This is a genomic window from Streptomyces sp. AM25, from assembly GCF_058146165.1.
This window is the reverse complement of sequence record NZ_JBKIWN010000001.1, coordinates 427,657-444,988: the sequence shown is the minus strand read 5'-3', so window position 1 is coordinate 444,988 and position 17,332 is coordinate 427,657. Positions and strand designations below refer to the sequence as shown.

Here is a 17,332-nt window from a genome sequence, read left to right as displayed (position 1 = left end):
TATGGACACCACGGAACCCGAGGACGCGTTGGGGGAGTTCCTGCGGCGGGCAGGGGCGCAACTGTGCGACGCGGGCGACGTGATCAGCCGGATCACCGACCGGCTGCAACGCGTCGCCGCAGCCCAAGGAGCCCCGGACGCCCGCATTTTCGTGCTGCCCACCGGCGTGTTCGTCCGCGTCCCCCCGGGACACACCGACGTCATGCAGGCCTACGGACACCCCCCGGCGCTGGACCGGATCCTGGCCCTGAAGCACCTGCTCGACGCCATGCAGACGGGCCGGTACACGGCCGCCCAGGCCAACGCAAACTCACCGCCATCGCACGCCACCCGCCCCGTTACGGACCGGTCATGACGGTTGTGGGGCACGCTCTGTTCGGCAGCGGGCTGGGACTGCTGCTGAACCCCACCCCGCGCGCGGTACTCGCCCAGGCCGTCCTCGCCGTGTTCGTCGGCCTGGCAGGGAAGACGGTCGCCCGCAACCGGGGGCTGTCGGCGGCCTTCCCGTTCCTGGCGGCCTTCGTCGTGACGCTGATCGCCAACCGCATCGCCGGCTCCTGGCTGGGCGTCGCCTCCACCGTTGTGCTCGTGCCCGCGCTCGTCTCCCTGCTGCCGGCCGCGAAACTGACCACCGTGGCCATCGACCTGGCCACCGGCGAAACCATCGCCGGCTCCGCACGCCTGCGGGGCAGCGAACTGTCCACGGGATCACTGGTCTCCTGTCCATCTGTGGGAGATTTCCCGTGTCCGCCCACAAGATGGTGCAGGTCGCGCCGGGCGGCGGTAGGCAGTACGCCCTGTCCCAGCGCTGCTGACAGTTCCTGGCGCACCATGCTCAGCTGACGGCGTCGTGACGTGCCGGCCGAGATGGGGAGGGCGTCGAGAGCTGCGAGAGATGGGTGGCACACATGGCGATTGTCCTGCATGGCAGGTTCCGCGCGGTGCAGCCTTGGGCGAGGGCGAAAGCGGATCTGCGCCATGACCGTCGCGCCCGGGGAGGGTCAAGCCGTACGGATGGTACGTCCGTTGACCTCACTTGGAACGATGCGGATCCAGAGATCCCGCACTCCGCCCGCCCAGGACTGCGCCCCCGGTCGCTCCGACAGCGTGTGAACCGCCTTGGGGTCGGTGACGTGGTCCGTGGTTCCGGTCACGAGGACGCTCCAGCCGTTGCGTCGGTGTTCGTCGATGTGGTCGGTTTCGAAGGCCAGCCGGTCTCCGGCGCTTACAGCCGCTGCACCGCCTGGATCGGTGCGGTAGATGATCGTGTGGGCGTCCACCACGAAGTTGACTGGGAACACGACAGGTCCGGCGTCGGCTGACAGGCCGAGTCGGCCGATGCCGTGGGTGCCCAGCCTCTCCCAGCACTCGCGTTCCGACAGTCGCATGAGCATGGGGTGGGATGCTGCTGCTAGCTGACCGGGCGGTGCTTCGCTGCGGCCTCCCACCAGTTCTTCGTAGGGCATTTCCAGAGCGGCGGCGAGCCGCAAGAGGGCGGCGGAGTCGAAGGCGCCCTCGAATTTCTCCAGTTGGCGCAGGTAGGCGACGGACATGCCGGCATGGTGGGCCAGCTCGCCCTGCGTCAATCCGAGCTGTCGGCGGCGCAGAGAGGCGCGGGTGGCCATGGAGTCGCCACGGGGCGAGGCTCCGGTCGGGTCGTCTGGTGGCATTCCTTCGCCGTGCACGGTCGCTCCTCCGTATGTTCGCCCACCGGTGGGCATCGTCGACGCCGCCGGTTCTCACTTTCCAGGTGATCAGACGGGGCGGTGTCGTGCAGCTCGGAGCGGCCGGCCGGAAGAAGCGTCAGAACTGCGGGCCGACGACCGGTGGCTCCGGGACCTTCGACTTGGCGGTGGGTGCGGTGAGCTGGAGTTCGACGTTCACGACCCCTTCCACCGCGCGTACGAGCCGTGCCACCAGGGGGACCATGGCCGCATCGGCAAGCGAGCCGGTAAGGGTGACGACGCCTTCGTTCACATGGATCTTTACGGTCGGTCGCCGGTGGGGGAAGAGACGGGCGACGATCTCTTCGCGTACCTCCCGGGCGATGTCCTCGTCGTCACGGAGGTAGACCTTGAGCAGGTCGCTGCGGCTGACGATGCCGGTCAGCTTGCCCTCCGCGTCCACGACGGGGAGGCGCTTGACGCCCTTGCGGACCATCACCCGGGCGGCTTCGGCCACGGGTGCCCACGCGTGGATCGTGATCGCCGGCGTGCTCATCAGGTCCTCGGCGGTTCCCGCACCGGCCTTCACCAGGTCGTCGAGGCGGCGGAGCTGTTCCATGCGGGACGGATCCCGGTCCTTGTACTCCTCTTTCGGCAGCAGGTCGGCTTCGGAGACGACTCCGATGACGCGGCCTTCCCCTTCGAGTACCGGTACCGCGCTGACCTTCCACTCCGCGAGTGTTTTGACGATTTCCTTGTAGAGGGCGGTGCGGCCGACGGCCACGACAGTCTGTGTCATGACGTTACTGACGGTGCGCTGGGTGTCGTTCATCGTTGACTCCTTGCGAGCCAGACGGGTCGGTCGGGGTGTGTCGCCCTACCTCATGGGGCCGGGAAGCGGCCGCCGGTGTCGTCGTTCGTATACGTGAGGCGCTGATGGACCCCGACTACGCCGTCCACGGAGCGGCACAGCCGCTCGATGACCGGGATCATGCTCCGCGCCGCGACCGTCCCGGCGAGCGTGACCTGTCCTTTCGAGACCTTGACGGTCACAGCTGACGGGGCCAGACCCAGGGTGTGCTGCAGCAGGTCACGACGGATCTCTTCGCGGATGGCGCTGTCCTCGCGCAGGAAGACCCGCAGGATGTCGGCCCGGCTGATGATGCCCACCAGCTTGTCCGTCTCGTCGACCACCGGGAGCCGTTTGATGCCCTGGACCGTCATGAGCCGGGCCGTCTCCACGACGTTCCAGTCGGGCCGGGCGCACACGGCCGGCGCGGACATCAGCTCTTCCGCTCTGGCGCCCTCGGCCTTGGCACGCTCCCACGCCTCGAGGTTCGGGACGGGGACGAGGCCGAAGGGATCGGGCTGGTCGGCCGATTTGCGCATCAGATCCGCCTCGGACACCACGCCGACCACCCGTCCGTCCCGGGCCACGACCGGCACGGCGGTGACGTCGTTCTCCGCGAGCTCCTGGACGATCTCCTTGAACGGTGTGTCCGGACGTACCTGGACCACTTTCCAGGTCATGAGCTCGCTGACTGTTCGGTGCTGCAGCATGGTCCCGCTCCTTCTCTCGAAGTCCTGGGGTCCTGTTTCCAGGATGACAGCCCGTGGCCGTCCTCGATTGAGCCGGTCGGCCCGGGCCGGGGACCGCACAGCCCTCCCCGCGACATGTGGCGGCGGGGCGACCATGGAAGAGGACCCCTGACCGGGCCCAGCGCTTCCGGAAGGGAGATTCCGGTGACTGCTTCACTCACGATGGACGACGCACGTGTGGCCGAGCTGGTGCGTGAAGCGGCTGCTGCCCCGTCCATGCACAACGCGCAGCCGTGGCGGTTCCGCTACGCACGGGGGAGTCGCACGTTCCGGCTGAACGCCGACCTCGAGCGGGTCATGCCGCACTCCGACCCCGACGCCCGCGCCCTGCACCTGGGGTGCGGTGCTGCCCTGTTCAACCTCCGGGTCGCCATCGCGAACGCCGGCTTCCACCCGGACGTCACGCTCCTGCCGGATCCCGCCGACCCGGCCCGGCTGGCGACCGTGCAGCTCGCCGGGCCCAGCACGGACGATGTCCCCCTCGCGCGGCTCCACCCGGCGATCGACCGGCGGCACACCAGCCGGTACCCGTTCTCCGAGACCGGGATCCCCGCGAACCTCCGGACCGCCTTGACCGACGCCGCCCGGCAGGAAGGTGCCACGCTGGCCTTCCCCGTTTCCTGGCACCTGCGGTGGATCCAGGAGCTCGCCGAAGAGGCCGAGGCCCGCAACCTCTCCGACAACGGCAGCGAAGAAGACCTCGCCCGATGGACGCGCATCGGGACTGCCGAAGCCGACACGGCCACCGACGGCGTCCCCGACTACGCCTTCGGGCCCCGAAAACGCGGGGGCAGAGCACCCGTGCGCGACTTCTCGGGCGGACGGCCCACCACCGACTTCGGAACGACTCCCTTTGAGAACGACCCCCACCTGGCCTTGCTGAGCACCGATGGTGACGGGCCCCGCGACTGGCTGATCGCGGGCCAGGCCATGGAACGCGTCCTGCTCCTGGCCACGCTGGAGGGGCTGGCCACCTCGTTCTCCACCCAGGCCCTCGAATGGCCCGACCTGCGCTGGCCCCTGCGGGACCCGGCCTCCGGGACCGGCCAGGTGCAGATGATGCTGCGCCTCGGGTACGGCCCGAAGGGCCCCAAGACGCCGCGTCGCCCCGTGGAGGACGTCCTGGTGACAGAGGACTAGCCGGTCCGTCCGAGCTTCCTCAGCCGTGCGGGACGACCGCCACAGGGCACGGCGTGTGGTGCAGCACGGCGTGGGCCACGGGCCCGATCCGCACGCCCAACGCAGGCTTGTACTTGTGCCGGCCGACCACGAGTAGGTCGGCATGCGCGGCTGATTCCACCAGGAGCCGTGCCGCGGACCCGCTCGTCAGCAGTTCGTCCACCTCGACGGCTGGCCATCGCTCCTGCGAGCGGCGCAGAGCTTCGGCCAATGTTCCGGTACTGCGCACTTCCCGATGCTCGGCGGCGGAGGTTCCGCCTCTGACCTCGATGATGCGCAGAACTGCGCCCCGGAGGGCGGCAGCCTCGAAGGCGAAGTCGAGCAGCGGATCGTACGGTCCGTCGTACCCGAGTCCGAGGACCACCGGGTTTCCTCCGGCCGAACCGGACGGTACCTCTGGTTCGTTTACCACCACGACGGGCCGGGACGCGTGAGCAATCACCGGCAGACTCACGGATCCCAGCAGGAACCCCTGCACGACACCGAGCCCGCGTGAGCCCAGGACCAGGACCTCCGATGCGCGGGCGGCGTCGACTAGAGCCTTCGCCGGCGGATCCGGCACTTGCTTCACGTTGATCGCCAAACCTGGGTGCGCCTTGGTGAGCTCCTCTTCCGCCACCTCGAGTCGGCTCTCGACCCATTCCCGCTGGGCCGAGGCCCCGGGGGAGAACTGCAGGTTGCTCGCACGCCACTCCACGGCGTGCATGAGGCGCAGCGGCCTCCGACGCAATACAGCCTCCCGGCCTGCCCAGGCGGTCGCGGCCAGGCTCTCTGCGGACCCGTCGAACCCGACGGTCACTGGTCGCACCACGGAACGCCACCTCCATGATCGATGCAGGGTCGGTGTGTACTGCCTTCTCTCGTCATGCCGTCGTCGTCTGTGCTTCGGATCGCGCGGCGCCGGTGCCCCTCGCACCGATCCGCGCCCGGGAAATGCCTTCGCAACAGTCAGGGTGCCGTCCATGGCCCGACCGCGGGGCCATGATGTGCGTGGCTGGCCAGTTTTCGGCCGGGCGCCGACGGTCTCAACCCCGTCTGGGCTTCACTCGGGGAAGGGCGGGGGAACTCGGAGCGCAACATGACGTGGGAGAGGACGTTGACGCCGGAGCCGTGCGGGACCGGGGGCCTGGCCCAGGAGGAGGCGGTGCGCCGACTGGCCCGATACGGGCCCAACGTCGTTCTGGCCGGCCGCCCCACCCCTGTGTGGCGCCGGGTGGTGGCCCAGCTGCGCGATCCGCTGATCCTGGTGCTGCTGGTGGCCGTAGTCCTGACCGTCGCCACGGGCGACTTCGTGGACACCGCGATTATCGCCGTGGTCATCGTGGTCAACAGCGCCGTTGGTGTCGCTCAGGAAATGAGGGCCGAGCGGGCCGTCGCGGCACTGCGAGCGCTCAGCGCCCCGGTCGCCAGAGTGGTGCGTGACGGCACCGAGCGGGAAGTGAACTCGGCCGACATCGTCCCCGGTGACCTGGTGCTGCTGCGGGAGGGCGACATCGTGCCCGCCGACGGCAACGTTGTGGACGCAGCCGTGCTCCTCGTCGACGAGTCTTCACTCACCGGTGAACCGATACCGGTCGACAAGACGGAGCCCACGGTGGTCGGCACTCCGGCGACGGCGTGGTCCGGCACTGTGGTTGTACGCGGTCACGGTCGGGTCGAGGTCACGGCCACGGGAGCCGACAGCGCCACCGGGCGGATCGCCGCCCTGCTTGCCGAAGTCCCCGGGCCCACGCCCATGCAGCGTCGGCTGGCCCGCTTCGGGCGGGTGCTGGCCGCCGTCGCCGTCGCTCTGTGCGCTGTGGTGCTGGCAACGGGACTGATACGGGGCCAGCCGGTCGAGCTCATGGTGGTGACGGCGATCAGCCTGGTCGTCGCGGCCGTACCGGAATCCCTGCCGGCCGTGGTGACCCTCGCCCTCGCACTGGGTGCACGGCGGATGGCCGAACGCCACGCGATCGTCCGGCGCCTGCCGGCGGTGGAGACCCTGGGGTCGGTCACCGTGCTCGCCACGGACAAGACGGGGACGCTCACCGAGGGCAGGATGGCGGTCCAACAGCTTTGGACGCCGCAGGGCGAGGCCACCGTGTCGGGCACCGGGTACGCCCCGCACGGGAAGGTCGTGCGGGGCGGGAGGACAGTCGTCACGGATGACGCCCCCGACCTCGCGGACCTGCTGGCCGTCGCGATGCTCTGCAACGACGCGGCCCTGCAGCCGCCGGACAGTGACGACGGCTCCTGGCTCGCGCTCGGCGATCCGACCGAAGCCGCGTTGCTGGCCGCGGGTGGCGGACTCGGCCTGGACCGGTCGGAGCTGCACCGGTGGCTGCCGCGCGTGGAGGAGATCCCGTTCACCAGCGAGCGCAAACGCATGACCACCGTGCACCGCCGCCCCGACGGCGGGCTCCGTGTCTGCTGCAAAGGCGCGCCGGAGTCGGTCTTCCGCTCAGGGCTCCTCGCCGCGCCCGTCGTGGGGGAGGGCGAGGCCGCCCGGCGGGCTCAGGAACTCGCTCGGCAGGGATACCGGGTGCTGGCCGTCGCCGCCGCCGACCGGGCCGGGCCCCCTGCTCCGCCCGAGACCTGGGAGTCCGGTCTGAGCCTGCTGGGTCTCATCGCCATTGCCGATCCGCCGCGCGAGGCCGCCGCGAGTACGTTGGCCGCCTGCCGCGAGGCCGGCATCACACCCGTGCTCATCACCGGCGACCACCCGCTGACCGCCCTGGTCGTGGCCCGGCGCCTGGGCATCGCCACAGCCCACGACCAGGTCACCACGGGCGACCGCATCCGCGACGGCTCTGCCGGCGATCTCACCGCGGCCCGCGTCTTCGCCCGGACGACCCCGGAGCAGAAAGTGGGCATCGTCCAGGCGTGGCGCCGTGCCGGACACGTCGTCGCCATGACGGGCGACGGCGTCAACGACGGCCCGGCACTGCGCCGGGCCGACATCGGAGTGGCCATGGGGCGACGCGGCACAGAGGTCGCCCGCCAGGCCGCCGACCTGGTCCTGGCCGACGACGACCTCGCCACGCTGGTGGCCGCCGTCGAGGAGGGGCGTCGGGTCTATGCCAATGTGCGGCGCTTTCTCCTGTACGGGCTGGCGGGCGGAAGCGCGGAGATCCTGGTCATGCTCCTGGGACCGGCGCTCGGGATGGAACTGCCCCTGCTTCCCGCCCAGATTCTGTGGATCAACTTGCTCACTCACGGCTTGCCGGGCGTGGCCCTCGGCGCCGAGCCCGCGGCCGAGGACTCGATGCGGCGACCACCGCGACCTCCGAAGGAGAGCGTCCTGGGCACCGGCCTGTGGGCGCGGATCCTCGGCATGGGCACCCTGATCGCTACGCTCACCTTGGCCACCGGCGTCTGGGCACACGGGACCGGACGGCCGTGGCAGACCCTGGTCTTCCTGGTGCTCGGCGCCACTCAACTCGGCGCGGGCCTGGGGTCCCGCGCCCGCCCCGGCACCCTGGCCAACCCGTTCCTGCCGATCGCCCTGGCATCGGCGTTCGCCCTGCAGGTAGCCGGGGCATACGTGCCGGTGCTGCAGGAACTGCTCACCACCCGCACCCCGGCCCTCGCAGAACTTGGCATCGCCTGCGGCGCATTCATCGTGGGATACGGGGTGATGCGCCTGCAGTCGCGAATGTTCCTGGACTTCCGGGTCGGCTGAGCGGTACCCGGGCGGATGGTCAGCGCACCAGCACGCGCTCGCCGGAACGGGGGACGACGGCAGTCCAGCCCAGGCTGCGGTCGATCCGGTCCCGCAGCGCTTCCGCAGACTCGGGCTCGCCGTGCACCAGGTACGTCGCGTTCGGCGCCGGCGCCCCGTGGAGCCAGCCGAGGATCTCGTCGGCGTCCGCGTGGGCGGAGAAGCCCGGAACATCGACGACCTCGGCGCGTACGGGCATGTACTCGCCGAACATCTTGAGCGTCCGTGCGCCGTCGACGAGGTCGCGTGCCCGGGTGCCCTGAGCGGCGAACCCGACGACGATCACGGTGTTCCGGGAGTCCGGCAGCAACCGGTACAGGTGGTGCAGGACCCGGCCACCGGTCGCCATCCCGGAGGCGGAGACGATGACACAGGGCTCCCGGACGTTGTTGATCTCGATCGACTCGGCGACCGAGCAGGCAGCTGAGAACGGGGCCGGGTCCAGGGCCGATGAGCCCGCCTCCAGCACCTCCGGGCGGAATTCGGGATCCCGGTCGGACAGCGCCTCTTCATAGATGCGCAGCGCGGCGAGTGCCATTGGGCTGTCGACATAGATGGGCACGTTCACGGACAGTTGCCCCGACGCCCGGAGTTGGGCCAGCTCGTGGAGGACCACCTCGGTGCGGTCGACCGCGAAGGACGGGATCACCACCAGTCCGCCGCGCCGGAATGTCCGGTGCAAGGCGTCGGCGAAGTCCGTACGGCTGGTGCCGGTGTCGTGCCGTCGATTGCCGTACGTGGATTCGAGCAGCAGCAGGTCGGCACCGGTGAAGGGCTCCGGTGGGCGCAGCAGCGGGTGGACGGGCCGGCCGAGGTCGCCGCTCGAGGCCAGGGTGTGCCCGTCCTCCAGGGTGAGACGGGCCCAGGCCGAGCCGAGGATGTGGCCGGCGCGGTGCAACTGCAGCCGTGTGTCCAGGGCGATCTCGGTGTCCTCGCCGGGAGGGACGGGCCGGAACAGCCTCATCGTGCGGTTGACGTCCATGTCGTCGTAGAGGGGTTCGGCGGGGCGGTGCTTGGAGTGGCCGTGGCGGTTGCTGTGTTCGGCCTGTTCCTGCTGCAGCCGGGCGCTGTCGCGCAGCACGATCTCCGCGAGCCGGGCCGTGTACGGGGTACAGAAGACGTCCCCGTGGAAGCCCTGCCGGACCAGCCGGGGCAGATAGCCGCAGTGGTCCAGGTGAGCATGGGTGAGGACGATCGCGTGGATCGTCGACGCCTCGGCGGGCAGCCGCCGCCAGTTCTTGCGGCGCAGGTCCGCGAGCCCCTGGAAGAGCCCGCAGTCCACCATGATCCGCACATGATCGGTTTCGACCATGAACTTGCTCCCGGTCACGGTCCCCACACCGCCGAGGAACGTCAGCAGGCCGGGCCTGCTCGTACCGGTCATGCCGCAACCTCCGGGATTCCCGTGGCGAACTCCCTTTCTGCGTCCGCCACATGCTGTTTCACCGTCACGAAGCTGTCTGGGGCCACCGAGACCGAGTCGATTCCCGCCTGTACCAGGAATGCGGCGAACCCCGGGTCGTCGCTCGGACGTTGGCCGCACAGCCCGACCGGCCGGTCGGCCTTGTGCGCGGTGGTGATGAGGTGCTCGATACTGCGGGTCACGGCCGGGTCGGTCTCGTCGAAGAGGTGGGCGAGGTCCTCCGAGTCGCGGTCGACGCCGAGGGTGAGCTGGGTGAGGTCGTTGCTGCCGATGGAGAAGCCGTCGAAGCGCTCGGCGAACTCCTCGGCCAGGACGATGTTGGCGGGGATCTCCGCCATCACGTACACCTTCAGCCCGTTGCGCCCGCGCTCCAGGCCCTCCTGGGTCATGACCTCCAGTACCCGGTCCGCCTCGTGCGGGGTGCGGCAGAACGGGATCATCACCACGACGTTGGTCAGCCCGAACTCCTCACGCACCCGCGAGATCGCCCGGCATTCGAGGGCGAAGCCGTCCCGGTAACCGTCGCTGTAGTAGCGGCTGGCACCGCGCCACCCGATCATCGGGTTGGCCTCGGCCGGCTCGAACGGCCCGCCGCCGACGAGCTTGGCGTACTCGTTGGTCTTGAAGTCGCTGGTCCGCAAGATCACCGGTGCGGGCCAGCGGGACGCGGCGATGGTGGCCACGCCGCGTGCGAGCCGGTCGGTGAAGTACTCGGCGGGGTCGGGGTAGCCCTCGGCGAGCCGGTCGACCTGGCGTCGCACGTACCGGACCAGCTGCTCGGGGTGGACCAAGGCCATCGGGTGCACCTTGACCTGGTGGGCCACCATGAACTCCATCCGGGCCAACCCGACGCCGTCCGCCGGGAGTTGCCACCAGCGGAAGGCGGCGGACGGATCCGCCAGGTTCAGCATGACCCGGGTCCTGGTGCGCGGCAGCTCCGCCAGGTCGACCTCGGTCACCTCGTGGCCGACCAGCCCGGCGTAGACGCGGCCTTCCGCGCCCTCGGCGCAGGAGACGGTGACCGCGCGCCCGTCGGCCAGGACTGCGGTCGCGTCGCCGGTGCCGACCACGGCCGGTACGCCCAGCTCACGGCTGACGATGGCGGCGTGCGAGGTGCGTCCGCCGTGGTCGGTGACGATCGCGGCGGCGCGCTTCATCAGCGGCTCCCAGCCCGGGTCGGTGATCGGGGTGACGAGCACCGAGCCGGCCGGGAAGCGCTCCAGCCCCACCGGTTCCGCCAGGGTGCACACGGGCCCGGCGCCCACCGCCTCGCCCACGGCGATTCCGGTGACCAGTCGCTCGCCGGTGCCGGTGAGGCGGTAGCGGCGCAGCACGGTGGCGCTGCGCCGGGAACGCACGGTCTCGGGCCGGGCCTGTACCAGGAACATCTCGCCGGTACGGCCGTCCTTGGCCCACTCCACGTCCATCGGTGTCCCGTAGTGCTTCTCGACCACGCCGGCCCATTCGGCGAGCCGGCGCACCTCGGCGTCGCTCAGCACGCGTGCCGCCTGCTCCGCGGGCGTGGTGTCCACGACGCGGGTACGGCCGCCCTCCGCGTAGACGACCTTGCGGCTCTTGCGCCCGGTCTCGGCCCGGATGACCGGGTTCAGGGCCGGATCGTCGAGCAGGGGCTTGAACACCACGTACTCGTCGGGGTCGACCTGGCCGCTGACCACGCTCTCGCCGAGTCCCCAGGCCGCGCTGACGACGACGGCTCCCGGGAAGCCGGATTCCGTGTCCAGGGTGAAGGCGACCCCCGCGCCGCCGAGGTCGGAGCGCACCATCAGCTGTACGCCGACGGACAGCGCCACTGCGAGGTGGTCGAAGTCCATGCGCTCGCGGTAGTCGATGGCCCGGTCGGTGAACAGCGAGGCATAGCAGCTGTGGCATGCGGCCAGCAGGGCCCTGCGGCCGCTCACGTTGAGGAATGTCTCCTGCTGTCCCGCGAAGCTTGCCTCGGGCAGGTCCTCGGCTGTAGCGCTGCTGCGCACCGCGACGTCGGGGTCGGTACGCCCGGCCTCGTGAGCGAGCCGGGCGTACGCTTCGGTGACCTCGTCCGCGAGTGAGGGCGGCAGCGGGGTGGCGAGGATGTCAGCGCGGATGGCGGTGCCGACCTCGGAAAGTGGTGCGCCCCCGTGCAGCCGGGCTATATGCCCGGCGACGTGGTGGCGCAACGAGTCGGTGTCGAGGAGCTCCCGGTAGGCGTCCGCGGTGGTGGCGAAGCCGTCGGGCACTTTGATGCCGGCAGGGGCGAGGTGGGTGATCAGTTCGCCGAGCGAGGCATTCTTGCCGCCGACGAGGCCGACGTCTCCACATCCCAGTTCGGCGAAGGGGATGACGCGTCGTTTCGGGGACATCGCTGCCTCCCTGGGTGGTGCCCTGTGCGGCCGCTCAGTACGGCGGAAGTCGGCCGGACGGTGTGCGCAGGTCCATGGGCGCAGGCTTGCGCCGGTCGGCGGGGCGTCTGCCGATTCTGCCCCGGATCATGGCCGCCACCTCCTGCTTGCGGTGCCCGCGGGGCATCCGGCTTCGCGCGCGTGCCCAGTAGCGCAGACCGCCCGCGCCCGCGGGCGGTCTGGACGGGAAGGGCCCATCCGCTTCTCGCGGATCCCGATTGCGCGGTGCGCGGTCTCTTACCGCTTCTCTGCGTCTCACAGGTCCTTCCCGCCACCTCCAGCACACCACTCACCCAGGTGCTCCGCCAGGGCCGGGCGGCCCTCGCAGGGTCCCGACCGGCCCATGACGACGAGACGCGCAGGCCCGACGCTGGAAGGAGCCCGCAAACCGCCGGCCGGCGCGGTCCTGCCGGCCGGGGAGCGCAAGAGCCGGAGAGCGGTGATGCCCCATGCGTGCGTACCTCGGAGACCGCCTCATCGTCGAGGGCCCGACGACGGGGGCGACCAAGCGGGACGGGGAGATCGTCGGCCTCCACCACACCGACGGCACGCCTCCCTACGACGTGCGCTGGTCGGACAACGACAGGGTGACCCTGGTCTACCCCGGGCCCGACGCCCATGTCCACCACCTCGGACACAAGGCCGCGGCGCCGCGGTCCGGCTGACGCCGGGCGATCACCCTCATGCATGGGGGACGACGGCGACCGGACAGGCCGAACAGTGCAGTGCAGCGTGGCTCACGCGGCCGAGTTGGAGGCCGAAGTGTCCTTGCCGCTTGGCGGATCCGAGGACCAGGAGGTCGGCGTCGGACGACATGTCGATAAGCACCTTGTGCGGGGGGCCCTCGACGACCATGCACTGGACAACGACCTTCGGGTACTCGCTCTGCAGCTCGCCCAGCGTCTCGTCCAGGAAATCGGCAGCCCGTTCCTCGTGCGCGTAGGCGGTGTCGCCCGCCACCCCGGTGCGGTCCGCGGGGCGCTGCTCGGCGCACTGCCATGCCCGTACGGCCTGGACCTCGCACCCGCGCGCTGCGGCTTCCCGGAAGGCGAACCGCGCAGCGGCTGTGGACTCATCGGGGTGGCCGGCGCCGAAGACGACCCGGCGGCACTTGCCCTGTACGTTCCGTTCCTCACCGCGCACCACGACGACCGGGCAGTGAGCGCGACCGGCCACGGACAGGCTCACAGACCCCAGCAGCAGCCCTTTGACAGCTCCGCGTCCCCTGGAACCCGTCACCAAAGCGGCGGCCGCGCGCGATTCCTGCAGGAGAACGGCCACGGCGTCCGCGGGCACCACCACGGGGTGCACCTTCACGTCCGGGGCCCGCTTGCGGGCCCGTTGCTCGGCCGAGGCGATGACCCGCTCGGTCATGACCTTGTCCGTGGGGCGTTCGCGGCTGAAGGACGGAACCGGCCCCTCGTAGCGTTCCCACAGCGGTGCGTGGACGATCCGCAGGGGCAGACCGAGGCGAGCCGCCTCGTCCACCGCCCAGTCCAGGGCCATGAGGCTGTCGTCGGATCCGTCGATGCCTACAACCAGGGGAAGCACCATCTCTCCCACCACCTTGCCTTGCGTGCCGTCTCGGCAGGGGCCGGGCCCCCGTGGGCGGTCCGGCCCCGCTGTCATCCCAGGTGCTTGCCGTTCAATCGGCGCGCTGGACGGGAACGGTGCGAGTGGCCGGTGCTTCTTTGGCCGCCCGCGGGACGGTCACGGTGAGGATGCCGTCGCGGTAATCGGCCGTAGGGCCCTCTTCCGGGATCGGGGCCGGCAGCCGGACGGACCGTTCGAATGAGCCGTAGCGGAATTCCGAGTGCCGCTTGTCCTCCGTGCTCTCGGTGTGCTCGGCCCGGACGGTCAGGGTGTCACCCTCGACCGTGATCTCGATGTCCTTCTCCGGGTCCATACCGGGCAGCTCGGCACGCAGCACGTACTGTCCGCCGCCTTCCGTCACCTCGATCGGGATCACATGGGAGTTCTGGCGGCCCCAGAGGACCGGTACGTTGGGGAATCCTGCCCCCAGCCACTCCATCAGGTCCGGCAGTCCCTACCGGTGCCTGGATATCGATGAGCCTGCCATGACGGGCCTCCTTGTCCCGGCGGTGCTTCACCGTCTTTCACGTGCTGTCTCCCTATCCACTCTCCCGCGCGGGGGAGGACCCGTCATGGGTCACCCGGCCCCGTGACCGGGGCCGGACGGGACAAGGCCCCGCCGAGTGGTTGTGTGGTTTGTACCCTCAGGGCCGTTTGTCACCGGTTACGGACCGTTCGACCCACGTCATAGAGGGCATCACGTGATCATGCTCGAGTGAGCCTCGTAGGAGTACGACCGCGTGCCGATCGTCTGCAGGGAGCCGGTTGTGGATCAGGCAAGGACCTTCTCGCCGGAGCGGTCGGCCACGGCTGAGCGAGCGGCAAGCACCACCGTAAGGAGCGCAGGAACATGGCGGGAATCGTCGCGTACGGAGTGACCACCGATGAGCGACCGCTGCTGGAGCGGGCGCTCGGCCGCGAGCACGACCTGCGGTGCCTGGACCTCATCCTCAACGCGGACACGGTGGCGACGGCCACCGGCCGCAGCATCGTCTGCAGCAGCGTCAACGACGTCCTCGACGAGAACGTCCTGCGGACCCTCGCCGAAGGCGGCACCGAACTGATCACCCAACGGGCCACGGGATACAACAACATCGACCTGGCCGCGGCCCGGAAGCTGGGCCTGGCCGTTGCCCGGGTGTCCTTCTACTCCCCGTATTCCGTCGCCGAGTTCGCGTGGGCACTCGCCCTCGCAGTCGACCGCAGGATCCCGCGGGCCGTCACTCGCACCCGTGACTTCGATTTCCGCCTCAACGGGCTGATGGGCCGGGACTTTCACGGCCGCACCGCCGGCGTGCTCGGCACCGGCAAGATCGGCACCGCATTCGCCCGTATCGCGGCGGGATTCGGGATGCGGCTCCTCGGCCACGATGTCGCACCGAGCGGCGAATGCCGGGCACTGGGAATGGAGTATGTCGACCGCAAGCGCCTGTTCGCCGAATCCGATCTGCTCAGCCTGCACGCGCCGTTGGTGCCCGAGACGTATCACGTCATCGACGCCGAGGCGCTGGCGCTCATGAAGGACGACGCCATTCTGATCAACACCAGCCGGGGCGGCCTTCTGGACGCCCCGGCGCTGGTGGACGCCCTGCGAGCCGGGCGGCTGGAGGGCGTCGGGCTGGACGTGTACGAGGAGGAGGCGGGCGTCTTCTTCTTCGACAAGTCCCTTGAGGTCATCACCGATGACACCCTCGCCCGGTTGATGACCTTCAGGAACGTGCTGATCAGCTCGCACCAGGCGTACTTCACCCGGGACGCGGTCGGCCAGATCGTGCAGACCACGGCGGACAACATCGCCGACCATCTCGCCGGGCGGACCAGTGACAACACGCTGGTGGCGCGCCCGTCATCCGTGTGAGGCGGCCGCGGGACGTCTGAGGGCGTCCAGGGACAAGGTGCCCGCGCCGACGATGAGAAGGAAGAGGCTGCCGCACAACTGCGCGAAATCGAGGCGGGCTTCGTGCGCGAAGTCCCACCAGCCGGATTCCCCGTGGAACAGCCCGGAACCGCCCCACAGGATCGGCACCTTCGTGATCAGCAGCGCGCCGAGCATGTCCACCACCATGGGCACCGCGGCGAGCCTGGTGAGCAGCCCGATCAGGATCAGCCCACCGCAGGCGATCTCGAACACCCCGTCCAGCGCTGCGAAGAACCCCGGGGCGGGAATGCCGGCCTTGTCGAACCGGCCCGTTCCCAGCGCGTGGGAGCGCAGGAACTTCAGGATCCCCTCGACCAGGAAGACGGCCCCCACGTACAGGCGGATGAGGACGACTGATCGCGGTGCCGTGGTCCCGATCAGCTTCGCCGCCCAGGTGCTCGGCTGCGCCATGCCCTCGGCCCCTTCCCAGTCGACGACGTGCCGGATTCCGACATCGTCCCGCGAGCGGGCCGCGACCGGGCGGTTTGTGCGCCCGTTCGGGCTACTGCCGCCGGGCGCCGAGCGCCTGGCGGGTCCCGTGGACCACGGCGCCTGCTGCCAGGACCGCCGCGCCCCAGATCACCGAGGAGACGGGCAGGGCGACGGCGAGCACCAGGCAACCGGCCAGGCCGGCGGCGGGAACAATGCGCGGTGGGCGGCCCTCGTCGGGGGCGAGGGTCCAGGCGGAGGCGTTGGCGACGGCGTAGTAGACCAGCACCCCGAAGGAGGAGAAGCCGATCGCCCCGCGCACGTCCACGGTCGCCGCGACCACGGCCACCACGGCGCCGACGGCGAGTTCGGCCCGGTGCGGCACCGCATAGCGGGCGTGCACGGTGGACAGGGCGTGCGGTAGACGCCGGTCGCGGGCCATGGCCAGGGTGGTTCGGGAGACACCCAGGATCAGCGCCAGCAGCGAGCCGAGCGCGGCTGCCGCGGCACCGGCGCGGACCACGGGCACCAGCCACTCCGCGCCCGCCGCACGCACGGCCTCCGACAGCGGAGCGGCGGTGCCCGCGAGCCCCTCCGGGCCGAGTACCGCCAGGGCGGCGACGGCGACCACGGCGTACAGGGCGAGGGTGATGCCGAGCGCGAGGGAGACGGCGCGGGGGATGGTGCGCGCCGGGTCGCGCACCTCCTCGCCGAGGGTGGCGATGCGCGCGTACCCGGCGAAGGCGAAGAACAGCAGCCCCGCGGCCTGCAGCACCCCGCCGACGGTGGCGTCCGCACCGACGTCCAGCCGCCCGGCGTCGGCGCCGGGTGCAGCGAGGGCGGTCACCACGACGGCTACGAGCACCGCCAGTACGACGGAGACGATCACGCGGGTGAGCCAGGCGGACTTCTGAACTCCCGCGTAGTTCACGGCGGTCAGCGCCACCACTGACGCGACCGCCACCGCGTGCGCCTGGCCGGGCCACACGTACGAGCCGACGGTGAGGGCCATCGCGGCGCAGGATGCGGTCTTGCCGACCACGAAGCCCCACCCGGCCAGGTAGCCCCAGAAGCCGCCGAGGCGTTCGCGGCCGTAGACGTAGGTGCCGCCGGAGGCCGGGTAGCGGGCCGCCAGCCGGGCGGAGGAGGTCGCGTTGCAGTAGGCGACCACGGCGGCCAGGGCCAGGCCGGCCAACAGTCCGGAGCCGGCCGCGCGAGCGGCCGGAGCGAGGGCGGCGAAGATGCCCGCGCCGATCATCGACCCCAGACCGATCACCACCGCGTCGAACACACCCAGTCGCCGGTGCAGTTCGTCCGGAACCCCAGTGGTGTTCGACGGCCCGCTCATGGCACAGCACCCTCAGTTCCTCTTGCGGTTCTCGGTACCGGAAGACGATAGACGCACGGAGAGCCGGAGCCGCCGGGGCC

Annotated in this window: 13 protein-coding genes and 2 pseudogenes; 5 read left to right on the top strand and 10 right to left on the bottom strand. The window is 70.6% G+C overall.

Features of this window, described 5'->3' with window-relative positions; all coding sequences use genetic code 11:
* Position 1: 1 nt before the first annotated feature.
* Positions 2–843 (top strand): annotated as a pseudogene (locus ACLHRZ_RS01720) (threonine/serine exporter family protein).
* 158 nt (positions 844–1,001) lie between these two features.
* On the opposite strand, the gene ACLHRZ_RS01715 reads toward ACLHRZ_RS01720, so the two are convergent.
* From ACLHRZ_RS01715 to ACLHRZ_RS01705, 3 genes are all read right to left on the bottom strand, one after another.
* The gene (locus ACLHRZ_RS01715; RefSeq protein ID WP_490416358.1) at positions 1,002–1,625 is read right to left on the bottom strand and encodes a pyridoxamine 5'-phosphate oxidase family protein; all 624 of its coding nucleotides are present in this window, start codon (positions 1,623–1,625) and stop codon (positions 1,002–1,004) included.
* Positions 1,626–1,803: 178 nt separating this feature from the next.
* Positions 1,804–2,496 (bottom strand): CBS domain-containing protein, encoded by a 693-nt coding sequence (locus tag ACLHRZ_RS01710; RefSeq protein ID WP_490416357.1) that lies wholly within the window; start codon positions 2,494–2,496, stop codon positions 1,804–1,806.
* Between the two features lie 50 nt (positions 2,497–2,546).
* Positions 2,547–3,221 (bottom strand): CBS domain-containing protein, encoded by a 675-nt coding sequence (locus ACLHRZ_RS01705; RefSeq protein ID WP_490416450.1) that lies wholly within the window; start codon positions 3,219–3,221, stop codon positions 2,547–2,549.
* A gap of 204 nt (positions 3,222–3,425) precedes the next feature.
* Here ACLHRZ_RS01705 and ACLHRZ_RS01700 point away from each other — a divergent pair, with 204 nt between their 5' ends.
* The gene (locus ACLHRZ_RS01700) at positions 3,426–4,403 is read left to right on the top strand and encodes an Acg family FMN-binding oxidoreductase (RefSeq protein ID WP_490416449.1); all 978 of its coding nucleotides are present in this window, start codon (positions 3,426–3,428) and stop codon (positions 4,401–4,403) included.
* A 19-nt stretch (positions 4,404–4,422) separates the two neighbouring features.
* Here the strand turns inward: ACLHRZ_RS01700 and ACLHRZ_RS01695 are convergent, their stop codons facing one another.
* Positions 4,423–5,253, bottom strand: a complete 831-nt coding sequence (locus ACLHRZ_RS01695) for a universal stress protein (RefSeq protein WP_490416356.1) — start codon at positions 5,251–5,253, stop codon at positions 4,423–4,425.
* A gap of 267 nt (positions 5,254–5,520) precedes the next feature.
* Between ACLHRZ_RS01695 and ACLHRZ_RS01690 the strand changes: the two genes are divergently transcribed.
* Positions 5,521–8,106, top strand: a complete 2,586-nt coding sequence (locus ACLHRZ_RS01690; RefSeq protein WP_490416355.1) for a cation-translocating P-type ATPase — start codon at positions 5,521–5,523, stop codon at positions 8,104–8,106.
* Between the two features lie 19 nt (positions 8,107–8,125).
* On the opposite strand, the gene ACLHRZ_RS01685 is transcribed toward ACLHRZ_RS01690, so the two are convergent.
* Together ACLHRZ_RS01685 and ppsA are read right to left on the bottom strand one after the other, a co-directional pair.
* Entirely contained in the window at positions 8,126–9,529 is a 1,404-nt protein-coding gene (locus ACLHRZ_RS01685) for an MBL fold metallo-hydrolase RNA specificity domain-containing protein (protein ID WP_490416354.1), read from the bottom strand.
* The gene (gene ppsA, locus ACLHRZ_RS01680; RefSeq protein ID WP_490416353.1) at positions 9,526–11,925 is read right to left on the bottom strand and encodes a phosphoenolpyruvate synthase; all 2,400 of its coding nucleotides are present in this window, start codon (positions 11,923–11,925) and stop codon (positions 9,526–9,528) included. Before ppsA ends, ACLHRZ_RS01685 begins: the two co-directional genes overlap by 4 nt.
* Before the next feature lie 488 nt (positions 11,926–12,413).
* Between ppsA and ACLHRZ_RS01675 the strand changes: the two are divergent.
* Positions 12,414–12,603, top strand: a pseudogene (locus ACLHRZ_RS01675) (DUF1918 domain-containing protein); the annotation flags it as partial.
* Between the two features lie 42 nt (positions 12,604–12,645).
* Here the strand turns inward: ACLHRZ_RS01675 and ACLHRZ_RS01670 are convergent.
* Positions 12,646–13,518: a universal stress protein gene (locus ACLHRZ_RS01670; protein WP_490416352.1), complete on the bottom strand. Its 873-nt coding sequence runs from the start codon at positions 13,516–13,518 to the stop codon at positions 12,646–12,648.
* A 91-nt stretch (positions 13,519–13,609) separates the two neighbouring features.
* A complete protein-coding gene (locus ACLHRZ_RS01665) occupies positions 13,610–13,996 on the bottom strand; it encodes an Hsp20/alpha crystallin family protein (RefSeq protein WP_490416351.1) in 387 nt (128 codons plus the stop codon).
* A 411-nt stretch (positions 13,997–14,407) separates the two neighbouring features.
* On the opposite strand from ACLHRZ_RS01665, the gene ACLHRZ_RS01660 reads away from it, so the two are divergent.
* Positions 14,408–15,415 carry a 2-hydroxyacid dehydrogenase gene (locus tag ACLHRZ_RS01660; protein ID WP_490416350.1) on the top strand — a complete coding sequence of 336 codons (1,008 nt, stop codon included), beginning with the start codon at positions 14,408–14,410 and terminating at the stop codon, positions 15,413–15,415.
* On the opposite strand, the gene ACLHRZ_RS01655 is transcribed toward ACLHRZ_RS01660, so the two are convergent.
* Complete coding sequence (locus tag ACLHRZ_RS01655; RefSeq protein ID WP_490416349.1) at positions 15,404–15,886, bottom strand: DoxX family protein; 483 nt, start codon at positions 15,884–15,886, stop codon at positions 15,404–15,406. The two genes, ACLHRZ_RS01660 and ACLHRZ_RS01655, sit on opposite strands and share 12 nt — an antisense overlap.
* A 91-nt stretch (positions 15,887–15,977) precedes the next feature.
* Positions 15,978–17,252 (bottom strand): APC family permease, encoded by a 1,275-nt coding sequence (locus ACLHRZ_RS01650; protein ID WP_490416348.1) that lies wholly within the window; start codon positions 17,250–17,252, stop codon positions 15,978–15,980.
* Between the last annotated feature and the right edge of the window lie 80 nt (positions 17,253–17,332).